General features: G+C 50.6%; 10 protein-coding genes. 3 read left to right on the top strand and 7 right to left on the bottom strand.

From position 1 onward, the window contains the following. The 3 genes from GWC94_RS10690 to GWC94_RS10700 all read right to left on the bottom strand — a co-directional run bounded on the left by GWC94_RS10690 (nucleotide 1) and on the right by GWC94_RS10700 (nucleotide 8,689). Nucleotides 1-3,570 carry a VCBS repeat-containing protein gene (locus tag GWC94_RS10690; protein ID WP_161835022.1) on the bottom strand — a complete coding sequence of 1,190 codons (3,570 nt, stop codon included), beginning with the start codon at nucleotides 3,568-3,570 and terminating at the stop codon, nucleotides 1-3. Nucleotides 3,571-3,716: 146 nt separating this feature from the next. Further along, nucleotides 3,717-5,453: a RagB/SusD family nutrient uptake outer membrane protein gene (locus GWC94_RS10695; protein WP_161835023.1), complete on the bottom strand. Its 1,737-nt coding sequence runs from the start codon at nucleotides 5,451-5,453 to the stop codon at nucleotides 3,717-3,719. Between the two features lie 26 nt (nucleotides 5,454-5,479). Continuing rightward, nucleotides 5,480-8,689, bottom strand: a complete 3,210-nt coding sequence (locus GWC94_RS10700) for a SusC/RagA family TonB-linked outer membrane protein (protein ID WP_161835024.1) — start codon at nucleotides 8,687-8,689, stop codon at nucleotides 5,480-5,482. A gap of 639 nt (nucleotides 8,690-9,328) precedes the next feature. Here GWC94_RS10700 and GWC94_RS10705 point away from each other — a divergent pair. Next, entirely contained in the window at nucleotides 9,329-10,216 is an 888-nt protein-coding gene (locus GWC94_RS10705; protein WP_161835025.1) for an AraC family transcriptional regulator, read from the top strand. A 113-nt stretch (nucleotides 10,217-10,329) separates the two neighbouring features. Here the strand turns inward: GWC94_RS10705 and GWC94_RS10710 are convergent, their stop codons facing one another. The 4 genes from GWC94_RS10710 to GWC94_RS10725 all read right to left on the bottom strand — a co-directional run bounded on the left by GWC94_RS10710 (nucleotide 10,330) and on the right by GWC94_RS10725 (nucleotide 14,157). Continuing rightward, nucleotides 10,330-10,713, bottom strand: a complete 384-nt coding sequence (locus GWC94_RS10710) for a DUF3037 domain-containing protein (RefSeq protein WP_161835026.1) — start codon at nucleotides 10,711-10,713, stop codon at nucleotides 10,330-10,332. Continuing rightward, nucleotides 10,691-11,473, bottom strand: coding sequence for a HipA family kinase (locus GWC94_RS10715; RefSeq protein ID WP_235918511.1), 783 nt, complete (start codon nucleotides 11,471-11,473; stop codon nucleotides 10,691-10,693). The genes GWC94_RS10710 and GWC94_RS10715 overlap by 23 nt, the downstream gene beginning before the upstream one ends. Nucleotides 11,474-11,487: 14 nt before the next feature. Continuing rightward, on the bottom strand, nucleotides 11,488-13,776 hold the full coding sequence (gene bglX, locus GWC94_RS10720; protein ID WP_202628726.1) for a beta-glucosidase BglX: 2,289 nt from the start codon (nucleotides 13,774-13,776) through the stop codon (nucleotides 11,488-11,490). Nucleotides 13,777-13,857: 81 nt separating this feature from the next. Continuing rightward, on the bottom strand, nucleotides 13,858-14,157 hold the full coding sequence (locus tag GWC94_RS10725) for a hypothetical protein (protein ID WP_161835028.1): 300 nt from the start codon (nucleotides 14,155-14,157) through the stop codon (nucleotides 13,858-13,860). 126 nt (nucleotides 14,158-14,283) lie between these two features. Here GWC94_RS10725 and GWC94_RS10730 point away from each other — a divergent pair, with 126 nt between their 5' ends. Both GWC94_RS10730 and GWC94_RS10735 read left to right on the top strand, forming a co-directional pair. Then, nucleotides 14,284-15,414: a Gfo/Idh/MocA family protein gene (locus tag GWC94_RS10730; protein ID WP_161835029.1), complete on the top strand. Its 1,131-nt coding sequence runs from the start codon at nucleotides 14,284-14,286 to the stop codon at nucleotides 15,412-15,414. Between the two features lie 10 nt (nucleotides 15,415-15,424). Continuing rightward, nucleotides 15,425-16,525: an MBL fold metallo-hydrolase gene (locus GWC94_RS10735; protein ID WP_235918512.1), complete on the top strand. Its 1,101-nt coding sequence runs from the start codon at nucleotides 15,425-15,427 to the stop codon at nucleotides 16,523-16,525. Nucleotides 16,526-16,539 lie beyond the last annotated feature (14 nt).

A 16,539-nucleotide genomic window follows, 5' to 3' on the forward strand; every position in this document is an offset into this window, starting at 1 on the left:
TTACCTGATCTTTCTTTGCTTACCTTCTTTATCGGTGATGGTGACCGCCGATATGTTATCGCCGGTTACCAGGAACCGCGCCGACTGCGACAGGAAAGAACTGCCCCAGTAAAACTCGCATGCCTGCGCTGTGCCATCCCTGTATTGTATGGTAGCACGTACATCATTGGCGCCCACGGGAACAGAACCAACCGTTTTTTTCAGCGCCAGTATTTTCATCGGTCCCCTGTTCTGCGCAGCGGCCAGCAGGTATTTTCCGTTCGCGCCCCGCAGTTTTACCAGCGATTTGCCATTGCCCGGAATGTATACGCCGCTCTCGAGTATCGACAGGGGTGTAAAGTTTCCTTTACCGTCTCCCTTTAACAGAAGCCCGTTCAATGCATCGTAGCGGCCAACCGAGACTTCCGTTCCGTAATCGTTGCCATTGATCAGCACATCGGGTTTTCCATCGCCTGTAAAATCGTCCACCACCATACCGTTCAGCACAGAGAACTGGGCCTGTACGGGCAAAGGCTGCAGGGTAAATTTCCCATTGCCATCGTTGCGGAGATAGGATGATACCAGGTTATTCGCCTTCAGCACCAGCGCGTCTTTCATCTGCTCTTTCGAAAACAGCTGGTCTATGGTGGCGGTTGCATAGGATGTAAAGTTCTGGTATCTGGATCGCATACCGATCACCTGTTTCACAATATCCTCCCTTGTCTGCGCAGGAAACAGTTTACGCGTCGAATCCTGGAAACTGACCGTATGATAGAGGGCAGGGAACGCATCGTAGCTGCCGTTGTTATCAAAATCTTTTGCGTAAATAGCCACCGGATACTGATCTGAAGCACGGTAGAGCGAGTTCTTTCCCAGGTTGCCAACAATGTAATCGATGTCTCCATCGTTGTCAAAGTCGCCCGGCGCAATGGTATTCCACCAGCCCACCTGGCTGGCGATACCGGTTTGTTCCGTACTGTTTTTGAACACGCCTTTTTCATTCCGGAAAAAACGCAGCGGCATCCATTCGCCCGCAAGGATCATATCCACCCAGCCGTCATTGTCAAAATCGGTAAATACCATATCGCAGACAAGACCGATGTTTGAAAGCTCATTGGCCACCTGCGCCGTAACATCGGTGAACTGAACCTTGCCGTTGCGGGAATCGTTACGGTAAATAAAACTGGACACGGGTTTGGGATAGTTCCAGGGTTCCACCCTTCCCGCAATAAAGAGATCGAGATCGCCATCTTTATCGTAGTCGGCCGCGCGAACGCAAAACTTGCTTGTGGTATTGAAAGGCAATGCCAGCGAATCGCGGCGATAATTTCCTTTGCCGTCGTTCAGGTACAGGCGATCGAGGTAGGCATTGCTTTGGGGCGCGTGTTCATAACCGCCGCCGGCAATGTACAGGTCGAGGTCATTATCACCGTCTGCATCAAACAGCAGCAATCCCGCGTCCTCGCCCGGTTTGGCAGCCAGCTGTGCCGGAGGGATCAGCGGTCTTTGCCGGAATTTACCATCGGGCTGCTGCAGGAAGATCTGTGCGCTGTAACCGAATGCGCCTCCTACGATAATGTCATCCTGTCCGTTGCCATCGATATCGCCCGCCGCCATCGCCGGGCCATATTCCGACAGTTTATGCGGGAGCAATTTCTGGATATTGAAATCGATGAAATCTTGCTCTTCGTGCAGGTAACGGATGCCCACCGAATCAGACACTTCCCGAAACAGGGAAGCGGTATTGAACAATGGCTGCTCAAACGAGGCGCCCTGCCTGGCATCCGCCAGTTTTACCGTCAGTACCTGGTCTGCTTTTACCTTGCGCAGCGTTTGTCTGGTATGATCGGGCCATACGATCACCACAGAATCGATATCGGTGACGGCCCCCAGGCCAAAATGCGCACCGGCCTGGTTGGTTGAGAGGTACCCGCGGTAAGGCGTATTCTCCCATACCTGTTTCTTATTGCGGTCATAGCATATCTCCGCCCAGGCGCCGATACCGTTTTTATTGTACCGGCCGCCTTCAAATTTCAGGTCAAGGTAATGATCGCTCTTTACTTTATCACGGAGCGTGTTGCGGTATACAAATGCTTTGTCGTTGATATTGTTGACCACAAAATCGAGATCGCCGTCGTTGTCAAGGTCGGCATAGGCGGCGCCGTTGGAGAAACTGGGTTCATCGATGCCCCAGGCTTTTGTGGTATTGCGGAACTGAAGGTTGCCCTGGTTGCTGAAAGCATAGTTGGCTATTTTCACCTCGGGAACCTGGTCGAGTATCTCTTTCTTGCTGGCCACCGCAAAAGCCTTGTTGCGGAATGAAATAAAATCATGATCTGTCACATCTTTGGGAAACCCGTTGGTTACAATGATATCGCGGAAACCGTTGTTATCGAAATCAACCACCAGCGGCGTCCAGCTCCAGTCTGTTTCGGCAATACCTGTTAAAAAACCGATATCGCTGAACACCGGTGCGCCGATGGAATCGTTCTGTCCTACCCTTGGCCCCTGGTTCAGCTGTACAACATTGCGCACATACTGGTACTGGTAACCGTAGTAGTCCATGTTCATGTACAACTGGTAGCTGTTGGGCATGAGCATCATCTTCTTCCGGTAATTGTCTTCCGGATCCATATCCAGTTCGATCACATCTTCCAGTCCGTCGTTGTTGATATCCACCACATCCTGTCCCATCGAATTGGCGGAAGTGTGTTTGAAATAGGTTCTTACCTGGTCGGTGAATGTACCGTTGCCGTTATTGATATAAAGAATGTTGTTGGGAAGAAAATCGTTGGTCACATAAATATCCTTCCACCCGTCTTTATTGATATCGCAGATATTGACTCCATGACCGTAGCCTTCAATGGTGATACCCGCTTCTTTCGAAACATCGGTGAATACAGGATGCTTCAGGGCCTCGTTCCAGTCGTTGCGGAACAGTTTATCTGTATTGGGATTCTCGCTGTTTACCAGTATCGGCCTGAACTTATTGGGGTAATCCGTTTTCTTGATCTCGTTCACCAGCAGGTACATATCCAGATCGCCGTCGTTGTCATAATCAAAGAAAGCAGCCATGGTGGAATGCACGGTTGCCTTCAAGCCGTATTCGGCCGCTTTTTCCGAAAAACTGGGAACGCCTGTTTTGCCGGGGCCGTTGTTGATGAACAAAAGGTTTTCTCTTTTGGCGGGATCTTTAAGCAGGGTGGCACAGACATAAATATCCATCCATCCGTCGTTGTTGATATCAACAACACTTACGCCCCGGTACCAGTAACCTTTTCCGGCCACGCCGGCTTCTGCGGTGATATCGTCGAATTTGAAATCGCCTTTGTTGAGGTATAGTTTATTGGGAACTCCGTTGCCTGTAAAATAAATATCCTGCAGGCCATCGTTGTTAAAATCGCCGATACCCACACCGCCGCCGTTGTAGATATTTTCCATCTCGAGTACATTCAGCGAATCATTATCCACGATGTTATTGGCGAAATGGATACCCGATCTGTCAGGATCTATTTTCTGGAAAAGTGTTGGCTTTCTGCATCCAAACAACAACAGTATAACCGCCAGCAGCGGCAATAGTATTCTTTTCATACAGAAGCAGCAGGTTTATCGAAATAAATATGCCTGAAAATACGGTTTCCCACGCATAAATATTCAGGAACGCGGGATAAAAAAAGGGCTGTCCGATATTTCAGGACAGCCCCGGCTTAAATTATGACAAGCATTGCTATCGGCTATTAATAGCCCGGGTTCTGTTTCAGTGTAGGAGCACCGTCTTTGATGCTGTTGGTCACTGCAAATTCAGGAATCGGCAGCAGCTCGTGTTTTCCTTTGGTAAAATTGGATCCGCCCAGCGCTTCCACTCTCCTGGTGCCTTCTTTGGGGAAGTACTCGGTGTTCAGGAATACATCGGCAACACCCCAGCGAACCAGGTCAAAGAAGCGATGTCCTTCCATACCCAGTTCCAGTCTTCTTTCAAAGCGAACGGCAGTCTGTGCTTCGGCTTTTGAAACAAAGGGAACAGCATAGGTGTTACAAAGGTAGTTGGCAGCTGTGGCGGCGCCGTTCATTACAGGCGAATTGGCGGCCCTTGTTCTTACCATGTTGATATAGGTACGTGCCACTTCGAGGCTTCCCACTTCTATTTCAGCTTCGGCGGCAAGCAGCAGCACATCGGCAAAACGCATAGGCGTGTAGTTAAGCGCATTGTTCGCAAAACCCCAGCCCACGGTACCTGCCAGTGTTCCGATATCTGCTTTGTAGTAAGTGTTCTTCTTGGGTGAATAGGGTCCGCCATAATCCACTTTACGGATCCAGTCACGTCCCGGGTGAATACCCCAGTCGTAATAAGGAATACCCCTGCGGCCCACTGTCCAGTCAAGCCTTGGATCCAGGGTACCTGCATAAGGCGTAAATGGCTGAAGTGAAGTAACCGTTTCGTCGCTGGTTACATCCAGGTCGTTGTATGTGGTGGGCAGTGGCAGTCCAAGCACGCTTGTACGGAACGCGTTCACCATGTTCTGCGAAGGCTGGAAGAATCCGCAGCAGGCGCCGGGTTTGTCGTTGGCGCTACCGTTGTGCGGGTAATTCAGCGTGTTGTCATAGTTACCATTGGTATTGGCGCCATCACCATAAGAGGCCTGGATAGAAAATACGGTTTCCGTATTGTTCTCTGTCAGCGCACGGAAATTTGTCTGGTACGTAGCGGTCAGCTGGTATTTCTGTCCCTGGCTGTTCTTGCCATTGGTGATGATGGCATCAAACAACGCTTTGGCTTCTGTAAACTTATTCTGGAACATATAGGCTTTTGCCAGGAATGCGGCGGCAGCCCATTTGTTTACACGGCCTTTGTGTTGTTTTGTTTCATCCAGGTTGGCATAGGCAAACTGAAGATCCGACTCGATCTGGGGCCAGATATTCACATAAGCAGCGCCCGAAAAATTGGCCTGTTTGAAATCCTTTACTTTTTCATCGATAAAAGGAACGTTGCCAAATGCTTTCTTTCCTTCAAATAACTGGAAAGCACGGATGAATTTGGCTTCTGCCTCTATCTGTTTTGCATCGGCGGCGGTTAGGTCCTTAACGTTCGGTAAAACAGACAGTACCTGGTTTGCGGCACCTACGCCGTCCCATATACCGTTCCATTTATTGTTCATCTGGCCGTTGCTGGGCGTAAGCTCAAAACGCATGATGGGATTGGCTTCCGACATATCCGATGGCTCGGTGCCTTTATAGGCTTCACCGCCGCGGATACTGCCCCATAGCCAGTTACTGGCGCCGCCGTTCTGCTGGCCCTGGATACCGTCCAGTGTTGCATATGCATTGATCAGCATACCGTCTATGCCTTTTTTATTGGTAAGACTCGCCAGGTCGTATACACCCTGTGGCGGCTGGTCAAGGAATGCTTTTTTGCAGGAATATATTACCACTGTCAAACCGATAGTGGATAATATGATGACTATTCTCTTTTTCATATCGTTCTATTTCAGACTGTTTTTAATTAGAATGTTACATTCAAACCAAACAGGTATTGTTTAGGATTGGGGAAACCGCCCAGATCAACACCCAGATAGTAGTCACGTGCACCAAACGGATCGCGTGAGAGCAGGTTCATGTCCGGATCTGCACCCTTGTATTTGGTGATGGTGAACAGGTTCTGTGCCTGTACGTACAGTTTTACACCCTGCAGTTTTACTTTGTTTACGATGCTCTTGGGAAGCGTGTAAGAAAGCTGCATTGTTTTAGCACGCAGGTAAGAACCGTCTTCTACATAGTAGCTGTTGGAAGTGGTGGTGGTATACGAAGTGTATCCGTTTGCAGCACCGGGCGCCAGCAATGGCAGTTTGGCGTTGGGATTGCCCGCTGTCCAGCTGTCTGTCAGTACCCTTGTGCTTACACCGCCCACGAACACACGCATGTCTGTGTAGTACTTGGTGTAGTTGAATATTTCGTTACCCTGGTTCCAGAAGAAGAACGCTGTCAGGTTCCAGGCCTTGTAGTTCAGGCCTACATTCAGACCCATCTGGAAATCGGGGTGCGGGTTACCAAGATAGGTCCTGTCGGCATCGGTGATCTTTTTGTCGCCGTTCAGGTCTTTGTAACGCCAGCTGCCGATTACAGCTCCCGGCATGGAAAGCGCGGCGAGGTCTGCAGCAGAGTTATAAAATCCGTCAAGGATAAATCCATGGAAAGAAGAGATCGGCTGACCCACATCGGTCCTGATCGCACTGGCCAGTCGCTCCAGACCGATCACCCTCGGAGAACCTTCGTTATTGAGTTTGGTCATCACGTTCTTGTAATGAGAGAAGGTTACACCCAGGTCGTAAGAGAAATCGCCCCTTGTTCCGCCATGGTAATTGATCGCCAGGTCAAAACCGGTGTTACGCATGGTACCGATGTTTACCCTTGGCTTGGTAAGCTGGGGTTCAAGACCGTTTCTTACCGCATCCACCAGCAGGTCTTTGGTGTCTTTTTTATAGATATCCAAAGTGAAATCAACCTTACCGTTAAAGAGTGTCGCGTCTACACCGAAGTTGGTGCTTTCGAGTGTCTCCCATTTGGTGTTCAGGTTACCCTCGCGGTCGTTGCGGTAACCCTGCGCGGAGGAAGTGTTGTTACCGTTGATATCGTAGTTGGTTCGTTCAGGATTGGAGATATACGTAAAGAACTGGTTATTGGGATCCACGTTCGATGTACTACCCATCTGGCCCCAGCCACCGCGGAGTTTCAGGTCGGTGATCCAGGAAACGGATTTCATGAAGTTCTCTTCAGACACCCTCCAGGCAAGACCGATAGACGGGAAGTTCGCATAACGCACATTGGGTCCGAATACAGAGCTACCATCCCTTCTGAATGTTGCGGTCAGCAGGTAACGGTTCTTGTAGATATAATCCAGTCTTCCGAAATAGGAGAACAAAGTGCTTCTGCCCACATTGTAGTTGGAGATCGTCCTGTCGCTCAGGCTACCTGCGGTAGCTGTGTTCAGCGACACGAAATCAGGTGTTTCAAAATCGAAGTTCTGTCCGAAAGCACGTACGCCTCTTGAGTAGTTCTTGATGGCTTCGGTACCGGCCAGCACTTTCACATTATGGTCTTTGAATGTTTTTTCAAAGGTGAGGGTGTTGGTCCATGTCCAGTTGGCATAGTACCAGCCGTCTTCTGTTAACTGGGTAGTGGCCTGGTTCTCTGAACGCTCGTAAGTTTTACGGGTGATGGACCTGGTGAACTGTGTTCCCATATCCACACCGAAGGAAGAACGCGCAGACAGCCAGCTGGTGAAAGGCACTTCCGCATAGATATTACCAAACAACCTGGTGAATTTGTTCGTATTGTCTCTTGCACGGGTAAGGTTGGCGATGGGGTTGCTGCCGTTACCGGACTCACCCACACCGTTACCGCCAAATCCGCCCTTGATATCGTATACGGGAATATACGGCACCATCCTGAAAGCAGATGCCCATGCATCGCCCTCGCCGCGGTTGCTACCGCCCAGACGCTCTTCGTAGCTGATCTGCAGGTTCTCACCGATCTTCAGGAAGCTCACCGGCTTGAAAGAAGTGTTGGCCCTTACAGAATAGCGTTTGAAATAAGTATAAAGAAAAGAACCTTCCTGGTTAAAGTAGTTGGCGCCCAGCGAATACTGCGCTTTGTCGGTACCGCCGGAAGCAGATATCTGGTGGCTCATGATCAGGGCATTCCTGGTAAGCTCGTCAAACCAGTTGGTACCGCTGCTTGTTTTGGAGATCTGGTACAGGGGACTGATCGAATACAAAGCAGGATTTGCTCTCGGATCCGAAGCAGCCACACCGCCTTTGAAAGCGGCGCTGGTGATATAATAATCGGGGATTTTAAAAGAACCGTTCGCGCCGAACACGGGGTGCGTATAAGTGGAACCTGTAGTTCGCTGCAGGTAGTCCATATACTGCGATGTATTCAGCATCTTGGGCATCATGCCATCGGTTACCACCTGTGAGCCGATATAGGCATCATAGGTAAAGCTGGGGCGACCCGCTTTACCCTGTTTAGTGGTAACGATGATCACACCGTTGGAAGCGCGGGAACCGTAGATAGAAGCGGCAGAGGCATCTTTCAGCACCTGCAGCGATTCGATATCGTTCGGGTTGAGTTTGGAACCGTCCGTAGTGGGCACTCCGTCGATCACATACAGCGGATCGTTGTTACCGGCAGAGGCAAAACCCCTGATACGAACCACGGCACCTGCACCGGGCTCACCGGCAGAACTCACCACCACACCGGCTGCACGGCCCTGCAGCTGAACGGCCATGTTGGAAGCAGGCGTGGCCTGCAGGTCCTTGGTGCTCACCACCGATACCGCACCGATGATGTCTTTTTTCTTCTGCGCCGTATAACCGGTCACCACAATCTCATCGAGAGCAGTGGCCACTTCGGTAAGCGCAAAATCGAGTGAGGTGTTGGAACCTACCAGTCTTTCCATAGACTGGAAGCCAACCACGGTTACCACCAGGGAGCTCTTCTCGGAAGCGTTGATGGTAAAAGTACCTTCCGAATTGGTAATGGTGGTGGCAGTGGTTCCCTTAACCTGAACAGTTGCACCGGCAATGGGCTGGCCATTGGCTTTGTTAGTGATCTTACCACTAACTCTTTTTTGGGCAAAGCTGGTTAAGGCAAAGACGGAAAAGGCTAAAACAAGCAAGGCATTTCTCGCAAGCAGCGAATAAGTTTTTGGCATAGCAATTTGATTGATAGTTAGTAAAAACTGAATCGTTAATAAAAGTATAACAGATCGGCAAGCACCTTTAATCCTATTTTAACAATTTCTTGTACTTTTTTGACTTTTGTAATATGTAATTCATACACGAAAGCGATTTCCCGGGTTAAAAAGGGTAAAAAATGCCAAGTTTTCGGCAAGACCGGCCGCGCAAGCCTGCGCAATATGTAAGGGACTATAAATGATGGGCTTACAAGGGCTATTCTTTGAACGAAAACTAACAACTGTTATTTACGAAAACGTTTGCACAGATTTGCGAAGGAAAAAAAATGCCATGTACAGGCATCTATTGCCTGGTATGGTAATTTTTTAACCCTGTTTGCGGTGTTTCCGCGGGTTTAGGGAGAAAATTTTTTCCACTATACATTACAAAAAATATCTATATAACAAAGTCCGGCTGTTGCGGAAACGTTTGCGCTGTAAATCATAGGTTTGTGCGGGCCCGCCGGGGCGGGGTCAACGGCAAAAACAGGGATTTCGCCGGTACTGTGGCCGGTCATCCTGAATAAGTTATTCGTTAGAAGTCTTTCATACATACAAAATAGTTTGTATTTTGATTACAGGTACCACCGTACCGGTTTAACGCGAATTGCTTGTCACATGCAGAAAAAAGTGCATCTCCTCAGGGAGATTACGCCCCTGACATCCGCTGATTGCTTTGCTATTTTTTCCCGTACCAAATCGGGACTGGAATACCCGCTGCATTACCACGAAGAATTCGAGCTGAACTTTATCCGCAATGCCAAGGGCGCCAAACGGGTGGTGGGCGATCATGTGGACGAGATCGGCGAATACGAGCTGGTTCTGCTGGGGCCCAACCTGCACCATGCCTGGCATACACACAGGTGCCAGAGTCTCGAGATCACCGAAGTCACCATCCAGTTTCACAAAGACCTGTTCGACGAAAAATTCCTGCGGCGCAACCAGCTCAGTTTTATGCGCTCCATGCTGGAGAATTCGCTGCGCGGAGTATTGTTCTCCTACGAAACGGCTTCTCTCCTGGCCTATCGCATCATGCGACTCAATAAGAAAGATGGTTTTGATTCTGTTTTTGAGTTGATGTCGATACTCCATGAACTGTCTATCTCGCGTCATACACGCATTCTCTCCAACTCCACTTTCAACAATAACCAGCATATCGCCTACAACAGCCGGCGGATAGAGCGGGTGATGGAATACATGAACGAGAACTTCAACAAACCCATCTCACTTTCCGAAGTGGCCTCGTTTACGAATATGGCGGACTCCGCTTTCAGCAGGTTCTTCAAGGCGAGAACGGGTATGACTTTTATCGACAGCCTTACAGAGATTCGCCTGGGCCACGCTTCGCGTCTGCTGATCGATACCACGCAGTCCATCTCGGAGATCGCCTATGAAACAGGGTTCAACAATATCTCCAACTTCAACCGCATCTTCAAGAAGAAAAAAGGCTGTACGCCCAAGGAATTCAAAAAAAGCTATTCGGCGGAAGAGCGGTTGTTCTTCTGACTGAAGGCTCTGTGTTGACAAGGGCCTCACAACTGCAGGACAGTCGATTTTCAAAGTTTTTTTTAACACAGAGACACGGTGACACGGAGGTACACTGAGAGGATTATATCCGATTACAAAACCAGTTGTTCAAAAAGTTTCTGAAGCGTAGTTTTTGCATCTATGCACAGGCCGGGGTGTACCTGGGAGGTTTGTATGATGGTGCTCCTGTTGGCGGTGAGCCAGCGGAACCGGGATGCGGTATCGAGTTTTGCGATCGGCCCGCCATCTGCAGATCCTTTACATATTTTTTCGAATGAGCACAGCCTTTCCTGGAGGTCATTCATATCCAGTGCCCCGCAAAATAACACCAGTCTTTTTTCCTCAATTGAAAACAATACCTCCAGGAATTGCTGGTCGCGGCAATAGAGTATCACCCCCACATTCAGGAACTCCTCGCGCTCTACGCGGGGCACAATGCGGATGACCGCGTACTCAAACAATTTCCGCTCTTGCATCGTTTGCTGCTTTTACAAAAACGCCTGATGAAGCCAGTCGCGTGGTGATGAATTGGGTATACACTTCTCTCCGCTCCGCCTCGTCCGCTTCTTCCCTGTCTGTCTGCAGCCAGGCATCCGGCAACAGGCGCATGATATTTTCCAGTGCCTGTTTTGTCAGCCGGGGCTTCAACAGTTTATCTGCCTGTGCAAGTTCTGTTGCCCAGGGCAGCAGTACATGGTCTTTTGCCTGTACAAAAGGCTTTACCGCCTGCTCCTGCCAGCCCAGCCAGTTATGATGAAAATACAGCGAAGCCCCGTGATCGATCAGCCATAGCTCCCTGTTCCAGTTGAGCATATTGGTATTGCGCGCCGTTCTGTCTACGTTCATCAGCAGGCAATCCAGCCACACGATCTTCGAGGCCAGCAAAGGATCGATCCTTGTTACCGCGGGATCGAACATTACGGAGCCCGACAGGTAATGCACACCCAGGTTGGTGCCCACGCTTGCCTTTAGCAGGTCCTGTATCTCTTCGTCCGGTTCGGTGCGGCCGAATGCGGTATCGAGTTCTGCGATCACCAGTTCGGGTACTTTCAATCCGCATACCCTTGCTATCTCCGCGCCGATCAGATCGGCCACCAGTGCCTTGGGGCCCTGGCCCGCACCGCGGAATTTCAGGACATACAAAAATCCGTCATCCGCCTCTGCCAGGGCCGGCAGCGAGCCGCCTTCGCGCAGTGGCGTGATATACCTTGTAACGTTTACGGTTCTTATTTCCAATGCCTGCCGAATCATTATTTACCCGCGTTAAAATCGAACTCCGCCGTCTGCGCCGAGCTGGTTCCGATAAAAGCTTTGTATTTGCCCGGTTCAAACACCCATGCCAGGTCTTTGTTATAAAATTTCAGGTCGTTTGCCGAAAGACTGAACACCACATCCCTGCTCTCGCCTTTTTTCAGGAATATTTTACGGAACGCCTTCAGTTCTTTTACCGGTCTTGCGATACTGCCCTCCATCTGTCTTGTGTACAGCTGCACCGTTTCCTCTCCGTCGTAGTTGCCGTTATTGGTAACACGCACGGTCAATTCGAGTTTCCCGTTACCTGAAATACCTGTTTTGTTGCCGGTAATGGCGCTGTACGCAAACGTGGTGTAGCTAAGACCATAACCAAACGGGTACAGCGGCTCATTGGGTATATCCAGGTAATCGGATTTGAATTTTGACCAGTCGCCCGGCGCAAAAGGACGCCCGGTATTGAGGTGGTTGTAATACACTGGCACCTGCCCAACGCTGTAAGGGAACGATGCGGTGAGTTTACCCGACGGGTTGTGATCGCCGAAAACCACATCTGCTATTGCATTACCGGCCTCCGTTCCGCCGAACCATACGTCGAGGATGGCGGGCAGGTGCTGGTTTTCCCAGTTCAATGTCAGCGGTCTGCCGTTGAAGAGTACCAGTACGATTTTCTTACCTGTTCTGGCCAGCGCCTGCAAAAGATTGCGCTGGCTTTCCGGTATATCGATCGATGCGCGGCTGGATGATTCGCCGCTCATATCCGCGGCCTCCCCCACCACGGCGATCACCACATCCGATTCTTTGGCCATATCCACGGCTTCTTTCAGCATATCGGCAGGTGTTCTTTTTTCAGTGGTATCGATCTCCATTCCGAGCATGTTGGATCTTCTTACAAAGAACGGATCGTCTGCTATGTTGGCGCCTTTTGCGTAAGACACCGTTGCCCCGCTGCCCACCGCATTCCGTATGCCTTCTATCACCGTTACAGACTGCTGCCAGTCGCCCGATACACTCCAGGTGCCCAGCATATTCCGCCTGCTGTCGGCCAGGGGGCCGATCACTGCTATCCTGCCCGATTTTTTCAGCGGCAGTAACTGGCCGTCGTTTTTCAGCAGCACAAAAGAACGCGCCGCTGCCTCCCTTGCTGCCGCGCGATTGGCGGGGGTGAGTATCTCCGAGGCGCGTGATGCACTGATGCCGCGGTAAGGATCGTCGAACAGACCCAGTTTGTATTTTGCTTCGAGTATGCGCCTGCAGGCATCATCGATCTGCTTTTGTGTGACCTTGCCTTCCTGCAGGGACTTTTTCAAAGTGGTCAGCATTCCTTCGCCAACCATATCCATATCCAGTCCGGCTTTGAGCGCCAGTGCAGACACGGTCTGCAGATCGCCCATACCATGCGGGATCATTTCATTCAGGGAAGTATAGTCGGATACCACAAAACCGCCGAAGCCCCATTGTTTGCGCAGCAGATCTGTCAGCAGCCATTGGTTGCCAGTGGCGGGAATGCCGTCGATCACATTGAAGGAGCTCATAACGCTGCCCACACCGGCTTCAACGGCGGCCTTATAAGGCGGCAGGTATTCGTTGTACATACGTACGCGGCTCATGTCTGCCGTATTGTAATCGCGACCGCCTTCTGCGGCGCCGTACAACGCAAAATGTTTCACGCAGGCCATGAGTCTGCTGATGTCTTTCAGGTCGTTGCTCCTGCCCTGGTAACCGCGCACCATGGCTTTGGCCACCTGCGATCCGAGAAAAGCATCCTCGCCCGAACCTTCGGCGATCCTTCCCCAGCGCGGATCGCGGGCAATATCAACCATTGGCGAAAAAGCCCAGTTGATGCCGTCTGCGGTAGCTTCCCTGGCCGCGATCTGCGCCGTTCTTTCAATAAGCGCCGTATCCCAGCTGCATGACAGGCCCAGTGGAATGGGGAACGTGGTTTTGTGGCCGTGTATCACATCCATACCAAAGATCATCGGTATTTTAAGACGGCTTTGCGACACGGCGATCTCCTGCGCCCTGCGGATCCTTTCAGCGCCGATAATGCCAAACAGCCCCCCCACATTGCCGTTCTTGATTTTTGTTTCCACATCCGTGCTCACAACGGAACCTGTTACGGCGGCACCGCCCGGTATGAGCAGGTTCAGCTGGCCGATTTTTTCTTCGGTTGTCATTCGCTGCATCAGTCCGTTCACGAACCGGCGCATTTTCTCTGTATCGGTATGCTGCGCCGTCAATTGCAGGGTGGCGACGCAAAAAAAAGCAAGCATTGTTTTCTTCAGCATGGTAGTAGGTTGTATGATCAATCAAAAAAGTTTGGGTTTACGGAGTGGGGTTATCGCGTTCGGACGGCAACAGCGTCTGCACTATAATCGCCTGATGACCTTTGAAAAATCGGGCGACACTTTTGCCTTCATAATGCCGGTGGTATCGGTATTCCCTCTTTTCATTTCAACCGTGAATTCGCATTCATAAAATTCCCTGGCCGGGTAATAGGTAACATCTTTCACGACGAAACTTGTTCCGGCGGCATTGTTTTCCGGTGAATGATTGAGGTATTCGCTCATGCTTTCCTTCAGTTTCTGCTCAATCTCTTCGGGTTTGAGGGCTTTGTTACAGGCGAACAGGGTCAGCAGCAGCAACAGTGTTACGAAAACGTTTTTCATACGGCAAAATTGAGTGCAAAAGGTACGCTTTTCCACCGATTTGCATCCTGCAGGACACGCTGTAACCTGAACTTATGTAACTTCATTTGCATGGCGGCAAGCCATCATACCCTAACAAACAAAGCCATGAAAGAAAAATCACTCGACCGCAGAAAATTCCTGAACAAAGCTGCGGCTGCATCAGGATTGATGATCCTGTCTAATTTACCCAAGAAAACCCTGGCAACGCCTTATGCCGAACCGAAGATCCGTTTTTCGGTGATCAACATTAACCACGGCCATATCTACGGCATGGTTGAAGCGGTGACAAGAGGCGGCGGGCAGCTCGTATCCTTCTACGCAAAAGAACCGGATCTTGTGGCGGCCTTCCAGAAAAGATACCCCAATGCAAAAAAAGCAGGATCGGAAAAAGAGATACTGGACGATGCCTCCATTCAGGTGGTATTGAGTTCGGGCATACCCGATGAGCGCGGACCGCTGGGCGTACGTGTGATGAGGGCCGGCAAGGATTACCTGGTTGACAAACCCGGCATTACCACGCTGGAACAGCTGACCGAAGTGAGAAAAGTGCAGAAAGAAACCAAACGCATCTATTCGATCATGTACAGCGAACGTTTTGAGAACAGGGCCACGGTAAAAGCAGGCGAGCTGGTGAAAGCAGGCGCCATAGGCAAAGTGATACAGACCATCGGCCTGGGGCCGCATCGTATGAGCACACCGACAAGACCGGAATGGTTCTTTGACAAAAAAAGATACGGCGGAATCATCACCGATATCGCTTCGCACCAGTTTGACCAGTACCTGTTCTTCACCGGGTCTACCAAAGCCGAAGTGGTAGCCTCGCAGGTAGGCAATACCAACCACCCGCAATACCCCAAGTTTGAGGATTTTGGCGATGTGATGCTAAGGGGTAACGGCGGCACGGGTTATATACGTGTTGACTGGTTTACGCCCGACGGGCTCGCTTCCTGGGGCGATGGAAGACTGACGATACTGGGCACCGAAGGGTATATAGAGATACGTAAGAACATCGATATCGCATCGGCGCACAGCGGTGGCAATCATCTGTATCTCGTAACCCAGAAAGAGACAAAATATATCGACTGCAATAAAGAACCGCTGCCCTTTGGTGAGCAGTTTGTAAACGATGTGCTGAACCGTACCGAGACCGCCATGTCGCAGGAACACTGCCTGCTGGCAACGGAACTGGCACTGAAAGCACAGAAGTTTGCGAAAGACATCACACCCAAGAAATAAACCATAAGCATTGTTTATTGCGCTTGTCATTGTTGCGTTGCTGGTTGCTTCCGGATGGCTGTTTATGCGCGGCGAATCGTTTGGTGCGCTGGCAACAGGCGAACGGCTGAAACGTATACAGTCATCACCGCAATACCGCGAAGGACGTTTTCAGAACCTGCACCCTACGCCCAACCTTGCAGAAGGCGCGGGCATGGTGAAGATTATGTTTACGTTCTTCTTCGGTAAAGACAAGCGCAATAAACCTTCGCAAAAACTGCCCTCTGAAAAAACAGATCTGCTTCGGCTCGATCCCTCGGAGGATATACTGGTATGGTTCGGGCACTCTTCTTATTTTCTGCAGGTGAACGGTAAAAAGATACTGGTAGACCCGGTGTTCAGCGGACATGCATCGCCGGTGCGTTTTACAACAGGAAGTTACAAAGGCAGCGACAACTACACGCCGCAGGACATGCCGGGGATCGATTACCTGGTCATCACCCATGACCACTGGGATCATCTTGACCGCGCAACGGTTGCCGCGCTGCAACCGAAAGTGCAACGGGTGATCACAGGTATCGGCACCGGCGCCCACCTGGAACGATGGGGTTATGCACCTGCTGTTATTACGGAGCTCGACTGGCAACAGTCCTATATGCCTCAACAGGGTTTTACTTTTATCTCACTGCCGGCACGCCATTTCTCGGGAAGAGGATTTACGCGCGACCAGTCGCTATGGATGTCGTTTGCCTTCCTGACACCTTCCTACCGGCTGTACCTTGGCGGAGACTCCGGTTACGACACCCATTTTGCGGCCATCGGTGAACAATACGGTCCTTTCGACCTGGCTATCCTCGAATGCGGGCAATACAATCTCTCCTGGCCCTATATACATATGCAGCCGGAAGAAGTGGTGAAAGCGGCAAAAGATCTTACCGCAAAAAAATTGTTACCCGTACACTGGGCCAAATTCAGCCTGGGACTGCATGCCTGGGATGAGCCGATTGAGCGTTTGACCAGGGAAGCGGGAAAACAGGGAATGGCGGTTGCGCACCCGATGATCGGGGCGAAAATGTTATTGAAAGAATCGCAGTTGTTTGACAGATGGTGGCTGTTTGAAAATCGGCCCTGATACCGGTCGGTTTC

This window comes from Sediminibacterium soli, assembly GCF_009939225.1.
Classification (GTDB): domain Bacteria; phylum Bacteroidota; class Bacteroidia; order Chitinophagales; family Chitinophagaceae; genus Sediminibacterium; species Sediminibacterium soli.